The sequence below is a fragment of the Enterovirga rhinocerotis genome (genome assembly GCF_004363955.1).
GTDB classification, from domain to species: Bacteria; Pseudomonadota; Alphaproteobacteria; order Rhizobiales; family Beijerinckiaceae; genus Enterovirga; species Enterovirga rhinocerotis.
This window is the reverse complement of sequence record NZ_SNZR01000011.1, coordinates 44,347-58,568: the sequence shown is the minus strand read 5'-3', so window position 1 is coordinate 58,568 and position 14,222 is coordinate 44,347. Positions and strand designations below refer to the sequence as shown.

Genomic DNA, 14,222 nt, shown 5'->3' with positions numbered 1-14,222 from the left:
ACCAGGAGATCTCCCCATGATCGATCTGACTCGGGACGGCGCAGTCGCGACGGTCACCCTGAATCGACCCGAGAAGCTGAACGCACTCTCGATGGAGATGCGGAGCGACCTCGTCCGCGTCTTCGAGGAGTTGCGGTTCGACGATGCCGTGCGCGCGATCGTGCTCACCGGAGCGGGCCGCGGCTTCTGCTCCGGCGCGGATGTCGGCCGGATGGGCGGACGCGACCTGCGCGGCGCGCGCAGCTTCCTTCAGGCGAGCGCCCACCCCCTTGTGACGACGATCTTCGATTGCGAGAAACCCGTTCTCGCGGCGGTGCGGGGGCCAGCCGTGGGGATCGGCTGGAGCCTCGCCTTGGCCTGCGATCTGATCCTCGCATCGACGACGGCCCGTTTCTCCCAGATCTACAAGCGGATCGGCCTCGCTCCGGATGGCGGCGCCATCTGGTTCCTGTCGCGGCGGCTCGGCATGGGGCGGGGCAAGGACCTCGTGTTTTCGGGCCGCATGGTGGAGGCGGAGGAAGCGCTCGCGCTCGGTCTCGTGGAGGCGGTCGTTCCGGACGATGCCCTGCTCGACGCCGCGCGGATACGGGCGGAGGAACTGGCGCAGGCGCCGACCTTCGCGCTCGGCCTCGCCAAGGCGCTGTTCCACGCCGCTGCCGGACCGAGCCTGCGCAGCTTCCTGGAGATGGAAGCCTTGGTCCAGCCTCAGCTGAACCAGACCGACGATCACCACGAGGGTGTGCGGGCCTTCAAGGAGAAGCGCCCGCCGAACTTCTCGGGCCGGTGAGACCTCCGCTCAGGTGTCCGGCATCGTCAGATTGAGGGCGAGCCGCCCGCCCTCGGCGAAGATCGTCTGGCCGGTGACGTAGGACGACGCGTCGGTCGCGAGGAACACGGCGATCGAGGCGATTTCCTCCGGTTCGCCCGGGCGTCCGAGCGGCGTCCGGGAGAGCATCCGGCGCCGGGCCGCGTCGTTGCTCAGGGTGTTCATGCGCGCCATCTCGGTGGCGATCGTTCCCGGGCCGATCGCATTGACCCGGATGCCGTGCGGCGCGAGGGCCACGGCGGCCGCGCGTGTGAGCTGGACGATGCCGCCCTTCGCGGCGGCATAGGCGGCATGCGTCGGGATCGCGACGACCGAGTTGATCGAGGCCATGTTGACGATGCTGCCGCGCGTGCCGTGCTCGACCATCATGCGGCCGGCCGCCTGGCTGCAGAGGAACACGGATTTCAGGCCGACCCGAATGACGTCGTCGAAATCCTGCTCTGATTGCTCGAGGAAGGGCGCGATGCGCAGCAGCGCCGCATTGTTGAGAAGGACGTCGAGCCGCCCGTGGTCGCGGGCGACCGCGGCGAACAGATCCGACACGTCTTCCGCCATGCCGACGTCGCAGCGGCGGTAGACGACGCCCGTATCGGCGATCCAAGACGGCTCCCGGATGTCCGCCACGACGACCGTCGCGCCTTCCGCAGCGAAGCGGCGGGCACAGGCCTCGCCGATACCCTGCGCTCCGCCCGTGACGATCGCGACCTTGCCCAGCATCGGTAACCACCCCCTGTCGAGACGCGTCAGGGGATGGGCAAACTGTTGCATAGTCAACACTTGATTGCCCCCAGCACGCGAGCGCGAGCCGCCGAAAGGCGTGAGAGGGTGGGCGACGCCGTCTCGGCGAACCGTTGCGAGTTGACTAGTTCAACAGTATCGATCTTAGTTGCGAGGGAAACGGGCGGACGCGGCAGGCGCAGGACGGGGCAGGATCGTCGCGATCCCCTTCGCGTCCCGTACGGCCCATGCCTCCGCACCGCGATGAGATGCTGACGAGCCGCCCATGCCGAACACCGCCATCGACACGTTCTGCCCCACGACGTTGCAGGACAGCCTCGCGCGCGCTGCGGCCCTCGCTCCGACCGTCGAGGCGGTCGTGGCGAGCGACGGGCGCATCACCTACCGCGATCTGCAGGATCGCGTCGGTCTGGTCCGCTCCGCCCTCCAGGCGCTGGGCGTGCGCCGCGGCGACCATGTCGCCATCTGCATGGGCAACGGCATCCGTTGGATCGAGCTGTTCTTCGCCGCGGGATCGCTCGGCGCGGTGACCGTCCCGATCAACACGCGATTGCTGCCCGACGAAATCCGCTACGCCTTGCGGCAGTCGCGCGCCCGCTTCCTGTTCGTCGCGAGCCGCGTGATCAAGGTCGATTTTCTCGCCATCCTGCGCGAGGTCTGCCCCGCGGTCGACGATCGGTTGCCGGACGACGCGCTCCCGGACCTTGAGACCGTTATCGTGGCGGGGGGCGAGGCTCCTCCCGGCGCGCTCGGGTGGGATGCGTTCATGGATGGCGGCGGCGCAGCGGTCGAGCCCACGGCGTCGGCCGACGATACGCTCCTGATCCAGTACACCTCCGGCACCACCGCCTTCCCGAAGGGCGCGATGCTGAGCCATCGCAGCATGCTCGCCAACGCGTTCTGCGCAGGCATTCGGGTCGGGTTCCGGACCGCGGATCGCTATCACAGCGCGCGTCCGTTCTTCCACGTCTCGGGCTCGACCCTCTCCGTGCTCGCCGCGCTCCAACATGCGGCGACGCTGATCACCATGGACCGGTTCGAGCCGGGCGAAGCTCTCGCGCAGATGGAGCGCGAGCGTGCGACCCACTTCTCGGGCAACGACACGATGGTGCTGATGCTGCTCGACCACCCGGAGCGCGCGGGGCGCAAGCTCCACCTGCATGGAGGATGGATCGCCGGTGCGCCGACCGTGATCCGCCGCGCGATCGACGAGCTCGGGATGCGTGACGTCGTCGTCGCCTACGGCCTCTCGGAAGCATCTCCGAACGTCGCCCTGTCGTGCTGGTGGGAGCCGGAAGTCGTACGCGTCGCCTCGCGCGTGCTGGTGCAGGCGGGGCTCGAGGTGCGCATCCGCGACCCCGAGGAGGGGGGCGATGTCCCGGCGGACCAGGAGGGGGCGAGGCAGGGCGAGCTCCTGATCAAAGGCTGGAGCGTGATGAAGGGCTATTTCGACAAGCCCGAGGAGACCGCCGCGGCGCTCGATCCCGCCGGGTGGCTCGCCACGGGAGACGTCGTGCGCCTCGACGCCGAGAACAGGCTGACCTTCGTCGGCCGCGCCAAGGACATCATCCGTGTCGGCGGCGAGAACGTCGCCCCTGCCGAGATCGAGGACATCCTGCATCGGCACCCCGCGGTGAAACAGGCGCAGGTCGTCGGCGTCCCCGACGCCCGCCTGGTCGAGGTGCCTGCCGCGTTCATCATTGCGAGCGAGGGGACGGAGCCCGATCCGGATGAGATCATCGCCTGGAGCCGCGAGCGGATGGCGGGGTTCAAGGTGCCGCGCTACGTGCGGGTCGTGCCGGGCTTCGAGGCGATCGGCATGACAGCCAGTTCCAAGGTCCAGAAGCGCAAGCTCGCCGCCCATGCGCGCGAACTCTTCGGGCTCTGAGGTCATGGGTGCGACGATCCTGAAGGCCGAATGCGTCCTCGCCTGCGCCAACCGGCTCGGCGAGGTGCCCATCTGGTGTGGGGAGCGGAGAGCCCTGTTCTGGGTCGACGTCCGCGGCCCGGCGATCCACCGCCTCGAACCGTCCACCGGCGCGCTCGCATCGTGGCCGATGGCGCAACTGGTCGGCAGCATCGCGCTCGCGGGCGGGGGCCGCCTCCTCGCCGCCCTTCAGCGCGGCTTCCACCTCGTCGATCTCGACAGCGGCGCGACGACGCTCCTCGTCGATCCCGAGCCGGACCAGCCCGAACATCGGCTGAACGACGGACGCTGCGATCGGGCCGGTCGCTTCTGGTGCGGCTCGATGAACGACGTCCGCCGCGATCCCGAAGGGATCCTCTACAGGCTGGACGAGCCAAAGGGCCTCACGCGCCATCTCGACGGAATCATCATCCCGAACGGATTGTGCTGGAGCCCGGACAACCGGACGATGTATTTCGCCGATACGCGGAAATACCACATCCTCGCCTTCGATTTCGATTTCGACGACGGGATGATCAGTCGCCCGCGCCTCCTGGTCGATTTCGGCACCGGCCCGAACCGTCCGGACGGATCGACCGTCGATGCGGATGGCTGCGTCTGGAACGCCGAAATGGCGGCGGGCCGCGTCGTGCGCTACACGCCGCGCGGCGTCGTCGACACGATCGTCGAGCTGCCGACGAGCCAGCCGACGGCCGTCACCTTCGGGGGAGATGACCTCCGCACGCTCTACATCACGACGGCCGCACAGAACCTCTCGGCCGAGCAACTGGCGCGCGAGCCGCTGTCCGGCGGATTGTTCGCCGTGAGGGCGGGTGTCGCCGGCCTGCCCGAGCCGGTCTTCGGCGGCCGCTGAGCGGGCTCACGGCCGTTTCGGCCGGGCCACAGGGCCCGGCCGCCACCCGCGCGCTTACCGGATCGTCGCGCGGTGAGAGACGAACTTGACGTTGATGTAGGCGTCCATGCCTTCCATCCCGCCTTCGCGCCCGAGACCGCTCTCCTTGACACCGCCGAACGGCGCCTCCGGCATCGAGCCGCCGACATGGTTGATCGACATGATGCCGGTCTCAACGCGGTCCGACAGAGCCGCGGCTGCCGCGGCCGATTCCGTGAAGGCGTAGGACGCCAAGCCGTAAGGCAGCGCATTCGCGATCCCGATCGCCTCATCGAGTTCGGAGAACCGGACGACCGGCGCGACCGGGCCGAACGGCTCCGTCGTCATGACGTCGGATGTGAAGGGGACATCCGTCAGCACCGTCGGCTCGAAGAAGAAGCCGCGATTGCCGATCCGCTTGCCGCCCGTCGGGACGGAGGCGCCCTTCGCCTCGGCGTCGGAGACGAGAGCCTCGATGGCGTCGCGCCGGCGGTCGTTGGCGAGCGGACCCATCTTGGTATCCGGGTCGAGACCGTCCCCGACCTTGATCGCCCGCGCTGCGGCCACGAGATGCTCGACGAACGCGTCGTGGATCGATTCCTCGACGATGAAGCGGGTCGGCGCCGTGCAGATCTGCCCGGCATTGCGGAACTTGCCCGCCGCCGAGAGCGCAGCGGCCCGCGCCACGTCCGTGTCGCGGCACACGATGACCGGCGAATGGCCGCCGAGCTCCATCACGGCCGGCTTCATCAGCGAGCCCGCCTTCGCGGCGAGAAGCTTCCCGACCGGAACGGAGCCCGTGAAGGTGATCGCGCGGATGACCGGCGATCCGATCAGGTGATCCGACACCTCGGCCGGCACGCCGAAGACGAGGTTCAGGACGCCCGCGGGCAGGCCCGCATCGACGAAGCAGCGCACGAGAGCCGTCGCCGTCGCCGGTGTCTCCTCGGCGGCCTTGACGACCAGCGAGCAGCCTGCGGCGAGGGCGCCGCCGAGCTTGCGCGCGAGGACACTCGCCGGGAAGTTCCAGGGCGTGAACGCGGCGACGGGCCCGAGCGGCAAGCGGAGAACCATCTGACGCTGACCCGCAGGGCCCGGAATGATCCGCCCATAGAGGCGCTTCGATTCATGCGCATCCCATTCGACGAGCGCGGATGCGCGCACGACCTCGAGGCGGGCTTCCCCGACCGGCTTGCCCTGTTCGAGGGTCATGAGGCGAGCGATCACATCGGCGCGCTCGCGCATGAGCCGTGCCGCCTCCAGCAGGATAGCGACCCGCCTGTCGAGCGGCGTATCGCGCCAGATGCCGAACCCTTTCTCGGCCGCTGCGAGCGCCTCGTCGAGCGTCGCCACGTCGGCATGGGGGACTTCGCCGATGACGGCCTCGGTCGCAGGATTGAGGATGTCGGCGCTGCCGCCGACGGGGCCGAGCCAGCGGCCGGCGACATACATTTCAGGATTGGCGTAATCGGCGTTCATCGTCGGCTCCGGCCACGCCGAGAGCGCTCGGCGGGAAAGCGTAAGGGAAGGCGAAGGGAGCGGCCGTGCGGCGGCTCGGTCGCGCGGCGCGTGACTCTCCTGGCCGGAGACCCACGCCGCCTCCGGGTCCAGCCCGTGAAAGATCGGGGGATGGGGCTCCGCCGAGACGGAGCCCCGCTGCCTTACGGCGCGCTCGTCAGAGCGCCCTCACTTCGGCCAGGGTGTCGTCGAGGGCAGCGCGGGTCCTGGTGCCGATATCGACGATCTCGTCCTCGCTGATGATCAACGGAGGCGAATAGGCGATGCGGTTCGAGGCGACACGCAGGATGAGACCGTTCTTGCGGGCATTCTCGACGATCCGGCCGCCGATATCGACGCCCGCGTCGAAGCTCGCTCGCGTCTCCTTGTCCTTGACGATCTCCACGCCGCCGATGAGGCCGACGCCCGAGACGGCGCCCACCAACGGGTGGTCGGTCAGGCCATCGAGTTGCTGCAGGAACACGGGCTCCAGCGACTTCACCCGGGCCGCGATATCCATTTCGTCGTAGATCTTCAGGACTTCGAGCGCGACCGACGCGGCCACCGGATGGCCGGCATAGGTAAAGCCGTGCACGAAGGCGCCCTGCTTGTTGCTCTCGTTCTTGACGACGTCGAAGACCTTCTCGTTCATGAGGATCGCGGAGATCGGCAGCATCGCCGCCGAGAGCTGCTTCGCGCAGGTGATGATGTCGGGCTGAAGTCCGTAGGTCTGGCTGCCCCACATGCTGCCCGTGCGGCCGAAGCCGCAGATGACCTCGTCGGCGACGAACAGGATGTCGTACTTCTTCAGGACCGCCTGGACCTTCTCGAAGTACCCCTTCGGCGGAGGCAGCGCGCCGGCATTGCCCTGGACCGGATCGGCCCAGAACGCGGCGACCGTCTCGGGCCCCTCGCGCAGGATCGTCGCCTCGAGGGCATCGGCGAGGCGCTGCGAGAACTGCTCCTCGGTCTCGCCGGGCTTCGCCGACCGATAGTAGTTCAGGCTGTCGACATGGATGAAGCCGTCGAAAGGCAGGCCGAAGCTCTTGTGATAGGACGAATTGCCCGTGAGCGAGATCGCGACGCAGGTCGAGCCGTGATAGCTGCCCTGCCGCGAGATGATCTTGCGGCGCTCGGGCTTGCCGAGACCATGCCAATAGTACCAGACGATCTTGACGGCGCTGTCGTTCGCCTCGGACCCCGAGCATTGCAGCAGGACCTTCGACATCGGAACGGGGGCGATCTGCAGGAGCCTCTCGGAGAGATCGATGGCCGGACCGTGCGAATAGCCGCGGAAGAGCTGGAAATACGTCAGCTTCTGCATCGCCTCATAGGCGACGCGTGCGACGCGTTCGCTGCCGTAGCCGAGCGAATTGCACCAGAGCGCCGCGCCGCTGTCGAGGAAGCGATCACCGGCGTCGTCATAGACGTACACGCCCTCGCCATGCGTGACAATCGTGGGCCCGGTCTGGAGGTGCTTCAGCAGATTGGTCTGAGGGTGCACGACCGACGCCATGTCGCGCTCGAAATACGTCAGGGATGATGGCTTGTTCATGATCGTCGGTCCGCCGTAATCGAGTTGGAGAGGGACGGCGGACCGTAAGCGGGCGATCATCTGCGTTGGAGCGTTCATTCAACCACCAGCTTTCGCGTTTTGCGAAAGCTCAGGCCTCTCAGAGCGATCCGAAGCCGCTTCGCTGGATGATGTGATCGAGCAGGGCCCGCTGAGCCGGGCCGAGATCTTTGGGATTGCGGGCGCAGAGCTGGTGCTCCCGCGCCGCCCATTCGTCGAGGATCGGCAGAACGACGAGCTGAGTGCTCGTCGCGTAGCGGCGGGCCGAACTCTCCGAGACGATCCCGATGGCCTGCCCCGTCTCGGCGATGCTACATACGGCATCGTAGCCGTCGACCCGCACGCGGATCTTCAAGACGCGATGATAGGCGGCCGCGGCGCGCGTCAGCAGATGCGACATCGCGCCTTCCTCCGGCTGCCCGACGACCTCGTGCTGGACGATGTCGACCATGCTCGCTTCGCCGCGCGCCGCGAGGGGGTGGTCCCGGTGCACCACGACGACCAGCCGATCGCGAAACACGGGCCGGCGCCAGAGATCGATCGGCGGCACGTCGCCGACATAGATCCCGATATCGGCACTGTTCTGCCAGACCGCGCGCACGACCTTGGCGCTGTTGCGCTCGTCCAGGTCGACCTCGATCCCGGGATGGGATTCCAGGAAAGCGGGCAGGATCGACGGCAGGAATTCGACCAGCGCCGTTTCGTTCGCGCAGAGCCTGACGCGGCCGCTGAGCCCGGCCCTGATCCCGGCGAGATCGACCTCGAGCTGAGCCACCTCGTGGAGCATGGCGCGGGCGCGCCGGAGGACGACCATGCCGCCCGCCGTGACCTCGACGCCGCGCCGGTGCCGACGGAGCAGCGCCAGGCCGAGCGCAGCCTCGAGCTGCTGCAGCCGCCGGCTGGCGGCGGAGACGGCGAGCCCTTCCCGCTCCGCTGCCGCAGCGATGCTCTCCTCCTCGACTGCGGCGATGAGCAGCCGGGCCGTCCTGAGGTCGAGATGCAGCATCGGAAGGCTCCCTCCTGTCAGCTCTCCGCCGTCTCGCGCGCCGACCTCGTGCCGTCCTGCTGCGCGCGCAACCCGACCGGCAGTTCGATGGTCAGCATGAGGCTGCTGAGCCCCTTGCCGTGAGGATCCTGCGCGAGAGAGCGTGTTACCCCGCCCCCCAGCGCGCCCTCGATCACGAAATTGAGGGCGTGCAGCTTGGGAAGTTCGTAGCGCCGGATCGGCCCGCGCGTGATGTGGCCAAAGGCTTCCGCGACGCGGTCCACCGTCAGTTCGGCCACCAGCGTGTCCCAGTCCTCCGGACGATAGGCGATGACCGAGACGTTCGAGGTGTTCCCTTTGTCGCCGGCACGGGAATGCGCGAGATCATACACGCGGCGTGAGGATCGGGTCATGCGGCCATGAACTCCACGGACGGGGTCACGAGATGGCGCGGCAGCAGGACCGATTTCACGGCCAGCACCTCCTGGACGCCCTGGTCGATCCCGCCGCCGGCGGAGGCCGGGCCTTGCATGTGCAGCGAGCGCACCTCGGCTCCGACGGCGGCGGCGGCGGCCCGGGAGGTCGTCCGCGCGGCGACCCGCAGCCTGACCTCGTAGGGCGCGCCGCGCCCGTCGTCGCGACCGTGCAGGCTCGTCATGCCGATCAGGTCGATCCGCGTCTCGGAATAGGCCAAGCCGCGCCGCGCGAGCCGCTGCTGCACGAGATCGGCCCCGAGGCGTGCCCGTTCCACGGCGTTGATCCCCGCGAAGGTGATCTCGCCCGAACCGATGAAGCCGTCGAAATATCCGACGACGACCTTGTAGCTCGATGTGGGCGGCCGTGCCGCCGCGCCGCGGACCTCGACGCGGTCCGGTCCTCGTTGAACGAAGTCGACATCGGTGATGTCGAGGACGCAATCGGGCGTCAGATAGGCGGCCGGGTCATGGATTTCGTAGAGAAGCTGCTCGGTGCAGGTCGCCCGATCGAGGCGACCGCCGGAGCCGGGCGTCTTCGACAGAACAACCCGCCCATCCGTGTCGATCTCGGCGAAGGGGTAGCCGAGATCGCTCAGGCCGGGCACCTCCTTGCGGCCTGGATCGGCGAAACACCCGCCGGTGACCTGGGCCGAGCATTCGAGAAGATGACCGGCGATCGTTCCGGCGGCCAGCTGGTGAAGATCGGCTCCGCTCCAGCCGAAATAGTGAATCAGCGGTCCGACGAACAGCGAGGGATCCGCCACGCGTCCCGTCACCACGACGTCCGCTCCGGTATCCATTGCCGCGGCCACGACATCCGCGCCGAGATAGGCGTTCGCAGACGCCATGTCCGGCAGGATAGATTCCAGCGGCTCACCCGTCTCCAGCAGAGGAAGGCTCCCCATCCCGCGCAGGAGATCCGTGACATCGTCGCCCTTCACCACCGCACAGGAAATCCCAGGAAGACCGAGATCCTTCGCCTCACGTTGGGCGAGACGAGCGCCCGCCGACGGGTTCGCTGCGCCCATATTGGTGACGATGCGCACACCGTGTCTCCGGCATGCCGGCAAAACCGCCCTCAAGCGCGCGGCCATCGTGGGCGTGTACCCCCGTTCCGGATCTCGGGAGCGCGCCAGAGTTTCCCGCGCGATCGTGCGTTCGGCCAGGCACTCGAAGACGATGACGTCGAGCTCCCCGCGTTCGACGAGGTCGGCGGCGGGCCCGATCCGGTCGTCGGACATGCCGGCGCCGCAGCCGATCCTGACGGAACTCCGGCGCGCGGAAACGCGCCGTTCGTCGTGTCGCATTGGTCTTCCCCGAAGGAGGCGCGGATGCGCGCCGTGTCAGTGCGCGGCGGGCGCCACGATCGATCTCAGACCCACCTTGCGGCTGACGAGAAACATCAGGGTCATGATGATCACGATGAGCACGACCGAAAGCGCGGCACCGAGTGCCCAGTTGCTGCCGTCCATGAACTGCGCCGCGATCAGATTGCCGTACATGAGCGCGGAGGGGCCACCGAGAATCTGGGGTGTGACGAAGGCGCCGCAATCGAGCAGGAACACCATCACGCAGCCCGAGAGGATGCCGGGAGCACTGAGCGGCAGCACGATGCGGCGGAAGATCTGGAACGGCCCCGCCCCGAGATCGGAAGCGGCATCGACCAATCTCATGTCGAGCTTGTCGAGCGACAGATAGATCGGGAGAAGCATGTACAGCATATAGACGTAGACTAGGCCGACATAAGTCGCGCCGGTGTTATAGATGAGCCAGTCGATAGGCTGATCTATAATTCCTATCGTCAGGAGCGTCTGGTTGATAAGGCCGGTTCTACCAAGAATCGGAAGCCAGACGAACGTCCTGATGACGTAGCTCGACCAGAACGGCAGAAAGATCATCAGAAGGAAGACGGATTTCCGATACCCCTTCTGCCGGGCCAGGAACCACGCCACCGGATAGGCGAGAAACAAGGACAAAACTGTCGTGACCGCCGACGTCTGAAGGGTCGACAACAACACCTTCGAATAGATCGGGTCGGTGAAGATCTTTCGATAGTTGTCCAGCGTCCAGATCGCCTTCGTCCCGTACATGTTCGATGTCCAGAACGACATCACCAGCATGAAGCAGAAGGGCAGGACGCAGAAGAAGACGAGCCATGCCGCGCCCGGGATGACGAGCAGGCGGCGGAGGTCGCGAGGCTGACCGACGGTTGTCATGACGGAGAAATCGCGCAGTCTCCGTCGAAGGACAAATAAGTTCGGGTGATGCCTTCAGGCCTGTCCGGCTGATGCTTTGGCCATGACGAGCCGCCTGGGATCGGACGATGGCCCGCTCCGCGCCGTGCCGGGCGATGGCGGAGCGACGGAGCAATAGGGGTTCTCCGACAGGATCCGTCTGGCCGTCCGCATGAACAGAGCGCCCGTCGCCGTGAGGGGGCGGGCGTCGGAGCGGGCGAGCCACAGAGAGCGGGTCATCGTGGGTTCGCTCACCGGGGTCGCCTCGTACTCGGCCCGATCGACCCCGCACAGCGCGGCGGCCGGCAGAACCGAATACCATCCCGGCGTCCTCACGAGCCCGAAGATTCCGGTGGCGCTCTCCACCTCGAGGGACGGTTCGATCTCGACCCCCGCGCGGCCGAAATCGGCCGCGAAGCGGCGCCTGAGTCGGGGTGTAAGAACGAGGCGTTTGCCACGCAGGTGGCTCGCCGGCATCGAGGACAGGTCCGCCAGGCCGCTGCCGGCGCAGCCGACCAGAAGCAGCTGTTCGGAGCCCAGATGCTCGTGAGGCAGCTTCTCATTCTGCTTCACCGAGCTGACGATGGCGATATCCGTCACGCCTTGGGCCAGTTGATCGAGCAGCGTGTCGTTGTAGCCCTCCCTGCTGGCGACCCGGCAGTCCGGGTCCGCTTCGCAGACTTCGCGCAGGACGGCCGGCATGAAGCCGTAGCCGCTCGAGTGAAGGAAGCCGACATTGAGGAAATTGTCGGCCACGGGCTCGGTCGATCGGAGGGATCGGCCGGCGGCGGCGACCTCGGACAGGATGTGGACGCAGCTCTCGTAGAGCTTCTGCGCCTTCCCGTTGAGCGACATGCCGCGCGCCGTCCGGTCGAACAGGACGACGCCGAACTCCTCCTCGAGCTTTCGGAGCTGCATGCTGACCGCGGGCTGGACGACGTTCAGCCGGCGAGCGGCCGCTGTGATGCTGCCTTCTTCCACGACAGCGACAAAATATTTTATCTGCCGGAGATCCACGATGACGATCCGCTATCCGGGCGCGTGCATACGTCCGTGACATTTCAATGAAGCAGAGATCGGGCCAACGCGCCAGCCGCAATCCGGCGGCCTCGTCGGGGTATTCGTTTCGCTGGGGGGGAGCCATCATCCCAAGTTTCTGGTGCCGCTCGCCAGCTTGTGAAAGCTTCCGGTCACACATCCGTTGACCTCCAGGTCCGTGACAGGTGACGATAGGTATGTCTCAGGTCAAAACAGCTTCTGCTCCAAGCAAAGACGATGCTCCCATCGACATGTTCACGATGGTCGTGCTGCGGCGGCGAGTCGAAGCCGTCATCAGGGACATGATCAATACGCTTTTCCGAACGGGACGTTCAGGCGTCTTGAACACGGCGATGGACTTCTCCTGCAGCATCACCGACGACAGCCTGAGGACCGTGAGCACCGCCCTCGGATTGCCGGTTCACGTCGGCGCGATCGAGTTGATCCCGAAGGCGGTCAAGGAAAAATTCGGCGACGATATCCGGCCCGGTGACTGCTTCGCGAATAACAGCGGCTATCACGGCAACACGCATTGCGGAGACTTCACGCTCTGCGCCCCCGTCTATTTTGAAGGAGAGCTTGTCTTCTTCACGATCGCGAGGGCCCACCTCGGCGACATGGGCTTCCCGACGCCGACCACCTACGGCCCGCTGTCGCGAGATGTCTACGAGGAAGGGCTCAAGCTGCCCTGCGTGCGCATCCAGCGCGACAACAGCGACGTCCAGGAGGTCGTCGACATCTGCAAGGCGAATATCAGGGCGCCGGAGCAGTTCTACGGCGACTACATCGCGACCTTGGCCGCGGTGCGGACCGGCGAAGCCGGGATGCAGAAGATTTGCGCCCAGTATGGCATCGGGACCGTCCGCAAGTTCCTGACCCAGTTCCAGGATTATGCCCGCGACATGGCGATCGACGCCATCCGCCAGCTGCCGGCAGGCCGGGTCCGCCGGGAGGCCTTCTACGATTCCGAGACCGACCTCTATCCCGATGGGATCCCGGTCCGGGCCACGATCGAGGTGGATCCGGTCGAGGGCCTGGTGACGGTCGACCTTCTCGACAATGTCGACAACCTGCCGCTCGGGATCAATCTGACAGAAGCCACGATGACGGCGTCCTGCCTCATCGCGGTCCTCACCGTGCTGGGCCCCGACGTTCCTCGCTGCACCGGTTCGTTCAGCCGCGTGCGCATCCTCAGCCGGGAAGGTGCGGCGATCGGCCGGCCTAAACACCCCGCCGCGACATCCGCGGCCACCTCGAACCTGACCCAGCTTCTCTGCCCGCTCGTACGCTCGGCGTTTTCCGAGCTCAAAAGCGGGTTGGGCAGCGCCTGCGGGACGATCGGCCTGCCGGGCTCCTGCGCGGTGGTCAGCGGCGTCGATCCGCGCCACGACAACCGGCCGTTCGTGAACCAGATCATCATGGGCTACTGGGGCGGGCCCGGGCTCCACGGTCATGACGGCTGGTTCACCCATGGCAGCAGCGGCTCCAACGGCGCGTTGTGGCAGTCCAGCGTCGAGATGGTCGAGCAGCAGCAGCCCGTGCTCGTCGAGCGCCTCGAGATCGCCGTCGACAGCGGCGGGGCGGGCGAGTGGAACGGCTCTCCGGGCGCGTTCTGCATCTTCCGCAGCCGCACGGACAACATCCGCTACACAGCGAATACTGCCGGTCACGATTTCCCTCCCTTCGGCGCGGCCGGAGGCTGGGCGGGCGGACGCAACGACAGTTGGTGGGAGGACAAGGCCGGCGAGCGGCGCGCCCTGCCGAACTCGCTGGATGTGACCCTCAACACGGGCGAGAAGCTCGTGTCCCAGGCCTGCGGCGGCGGCGGCTACGGTGACCCGCTCGACCGCGATCCGGCCCGCGTCGCCGAGGACGTGCAGGAAGGCTGGATCAGTCTCGAGCGGGCACACCGCATCCACGGCGTCGTTCTGAAGACGCGCGGCGAGTTCGTCGCGGTCGACACGGAGGCGACTCAGCGCCTGCGCGACGAATTGCTCGAGCGGCAACCCGTCGTCGTGACGACCGCTCGTCGCCTCGAAACCTCTCACTGATCTCGG

13 protein-coding genes are annotated in these 14,222 nt (G+C 67.1%); 4 read left to right on the top strand and 9 right to left on the bottom strand.

Going from position 1 to position 14,222, the window contains the following annotated elements:
* Positions 1 to 16 precede the first annotated feature (16 nt).
* A complete protein-coding gene (locus tag EV668_RS00830) occupies positions 17 to 787 on the top strand; it encodes an enoyl-CoA hydratase/isomerase family protein (RefSeq protein WP_133767970.1) in 771 nt (256 codons plus the stop codon).
* A gap of 9 nt (positions 788 to 796) precedes the next feature.
* Here the strand turns inward: EV668_RS00830 and EV668_RS00825 are convergent, their stop codons facing one another.
* On the bottom strand, positions 797 to 1,543 hold the full coding sequence (locus EV668_RS00825; protein WP_245512749.1) for an SDR family NAD(P)-dependent oxidoreductase: 747 nt from the start codon (positions 1,541 to 1,543) through the stop codon (positions 797 to 799).
* Between the two features lie 286 nt (positions 1,544 to 1,829).
* Here EV668_RS00825 and EV668_RS00820 point away from each other — a divergent pair, with 286 nt between their 5' ends.
* Both EV668_RS00820 and EV668_RS00815 read left to right on the top strand, forming a co-directional pair.
* Positions 1,830 to 3,452, top strand: a complete 1,623-nt coding sequence (locus EV668_RS00820) for an AMP-binding protein (RefSeq protein ID WP_133767969.1) — start codon at positions 1,830 to 1,832, stop codon at positions 3,450 to 3,452.
* A 4-nt stretch (positions 3,453 to 3,456) separates the two neighbouring features.
* On the top strand, positions 3,457 to 4,344 hold the full coding sequence (locus EV668_RS00815; protein ID WP_133767968.1) for an SMP-30/gluconolactonase/LRE family protein: 888 nt from the start codon (positions 3,457 to 3,459) through the stop codon (positions 4,342 to 4,344).
* A gap of 54 nt (positions 4,345 to 4,398) precedes the next feature.
* Here EV668_RS00815 and EV668_RS00810 read toward each other — a convergent pair whose 3' ends face one another.
* The 8 genes from EV668_RS00810 to EV668_RS25705 all read right to left on the bottom strand — a co-directional run bounded on the left by EV668_RS00810 (position 4,399) and on the right by EV668_RS25705 (position 12,538).
* Positions 4,399 to 5,841 (bottom strand): NAD-dependent succinate-semialdehyde dehydrogenase, encoded by a 1,443-nt coding sequence (locus EV668_RS00810; protein WP_208111463.1) that lies wholly within the window; start codon positions 5,839 to 5,841, stop codon positions 4,399 to 4,401.
* 196 nt (positions 5,842 to 6,037) lie between these two features.
* Positions 6,038 to 7,414, bottom strand: coding sequence for an aminotransferase (locus EV668_RS00805; protein WP_245512748.1), 1,377 nt, complete (start codon positions 7,412 to 7,414; stop codon positions 6,038 to 6,040).
* Between the two features lie 118 nt (positions 7,415 to 7,532).
* Entirely contained in the window at positions 7,533 to 8,438 is a 906-nt protein-coding gene (locus tag EV668_RS00800) for a LysR substrate-binding domain-containing protein (protein ID WP_133767967.1), read from the bottom strand.
* Between the two features lie 17 nt (positions 8,439 to 8,455).
* Complete coding sequence (locus EV668_RS00795) at positions 8,456 to 8,830, bottom strand: AtuA-related protein (RefSeq protein WP_133767966.1); 375 nt, start codon at positions 8,828 to 8,830, stop codon at positions 8,456 to 8,458.
* Positions 8,827 to 10,200 carry an acyclic terpene utilization AtuA family protein gene (locus EV668_RS00790; RefSeq protein WP_133767965.1) on the bottom strand — a complete coding sequence of 458 codons (1,374 nt, stop codon included), beginning with the start codon at positions 10,198 to 10,200 and terminating at the stop codon, positions 8,827 to 8,829. The genes EV668_RS00795 and EV668_RS00790 overlap by 4 nt, the downstream gene beginning before the upstream one ends.
* 36 nt (positions 10,201 to 10,236) lie before the next feature.
* Positions 10,237 to 11,109: an ABC transporter permease gene (locus EV668_RS00785; protein ID WP_133767964.1), complete on the bottom strand. Its 873-nt coding sequence runs from the start codon at positions 11,107 to 11,109 to the stop codon at positions 10,237 to 10,239.
* A gap of 54 nt (positions 11,110 to 11,163) precedes the next feature.
* Positions 11,164 to 12,144, bottom strand: coding sequence for a LysR family transcriptional regulator (locus EV668_RS00780; RefSeq protein ID WP_166652298.1), 981 nt, complete (start codon positions 12,142 to 12,144; stop codon positions 11,164 to 11,166).
* A gap of 223 nt (positions 12,145 to 12,367) precedes the next feature.
* Positions 12,368 to 12,538, bottom strand: a complete 171-nt coding sequence (locus tag EV668_RS25705) for a hypothetical protein (protein ID WP_425359618.1) — start codon at positions 12,536 to 12,538, stop codon at positions 12,368 to 12,370.
* On the opposite strand from EV668_RS25705, the gene EV668_RS00775 reads away from it, so the two are divergent.
* The gene (locus EV668_RS00775; protein WP_425359604.1) at positions 12,468 to 14,216 is read left to right on the top strand and encodes a hydantoinase B/oxoprolinase family protein; all 1,749 of its coding nucleotides are present in this window, start codon (positions 12,468 to 12,470) and stop codon (positions 14,214 to 14,216) included. The genes EV668_RS25705 and EV668_RS00775 overlap by 71 nt on opposite strands.
* Positions 14,217 to 14,222: the final 6 nt, after the last annotated feature.

Bases quoted from the DNA above. Each gene is read 5' to 3' on its own strand.
- EV668_RS00785 (WP_133767964.1), bottom strand. From the start codon at position 11,109: ATGACAACCGTCGGTCAGCCTCGCGACCTCCGCCGCCTGCTCGTCATC.
- EV668_RS00800 (WP_133767967.1), bottom strand. From the start codon at position 8,438: ATGCTGCATCTCGACCTCAGGACGGCCCGGCTGCTCATCGCCGCAGTC.
- EV668_RS00790 (WP_133767965.1), bottom strand. From the start codon at position 10,200: ATGCGACACGACGAACGGCGCGTTTCCGCGCGCCGGAGTTCCGTCAGG.
- EV668_RS00805 (WP_245512748.1), bottom strand. From the start codon at position 7,414: ATGAACAAGCCATCATCCCTGACGTATTTCGAGCGCGACATGGCGTCG.
- EV668_RS00820 (WP_133767969.1), top strand. From the start codon at position 1,830: ATGCCGAACACCGCCATCGACACGTTCTGCCCCACGACGTTGCAGGAC.
- EV668_RS25705 (WP_425359618.1), bottom strand. From the start codon at position 12,538: ATGCTGCAGGAGAAGTCCATCGCCGTGTTCAAGACGCCTGAACGTCCC.
- EV668_RS00810 (WP_208111463.1), bottom strand. From the start codon at position 5,841: ATGAACGCCGATTACGCCAATCCTGAAATGTATGTCGCCGGCCGCTGG.
- EV668_RS00815 (WP_133767968.1), top strand. From the start codon at position 3,457: ATGGGTGCGACGATCCTGAAGGCCGAATGCGTCCTCGCCTGCGCCAAC.
- EV668_RS00795 (WP_133767966.1), bottom strand. From the start codon at position 8,830: ATGACCCGATCCTCACGCCGCGTGTATGATCTCGCGCATTCCCGTGCC.
- EV668_RS00825 (WP_245512749.1), bottom strand. From the start codon at position 1,543: ATGCTGGGCAAGGTCGCGATCGTCACGGGCGGAGCGCAGGGTATCGGC.
- EV668_RS00830 (WP_133767970.1), top strand. From the start codon at position 17: ATGATCGATCTGACTCGGGACGGCGCAGTCGCGACGGTCACCCTGAAT.
- EV668_RS00775 (WP_425359604.1), top strand. From the start codon at position 12,468: ATGATCAATACGCTTTTCCGAACGGGACGTTCAGGCGTCTTGAACACG.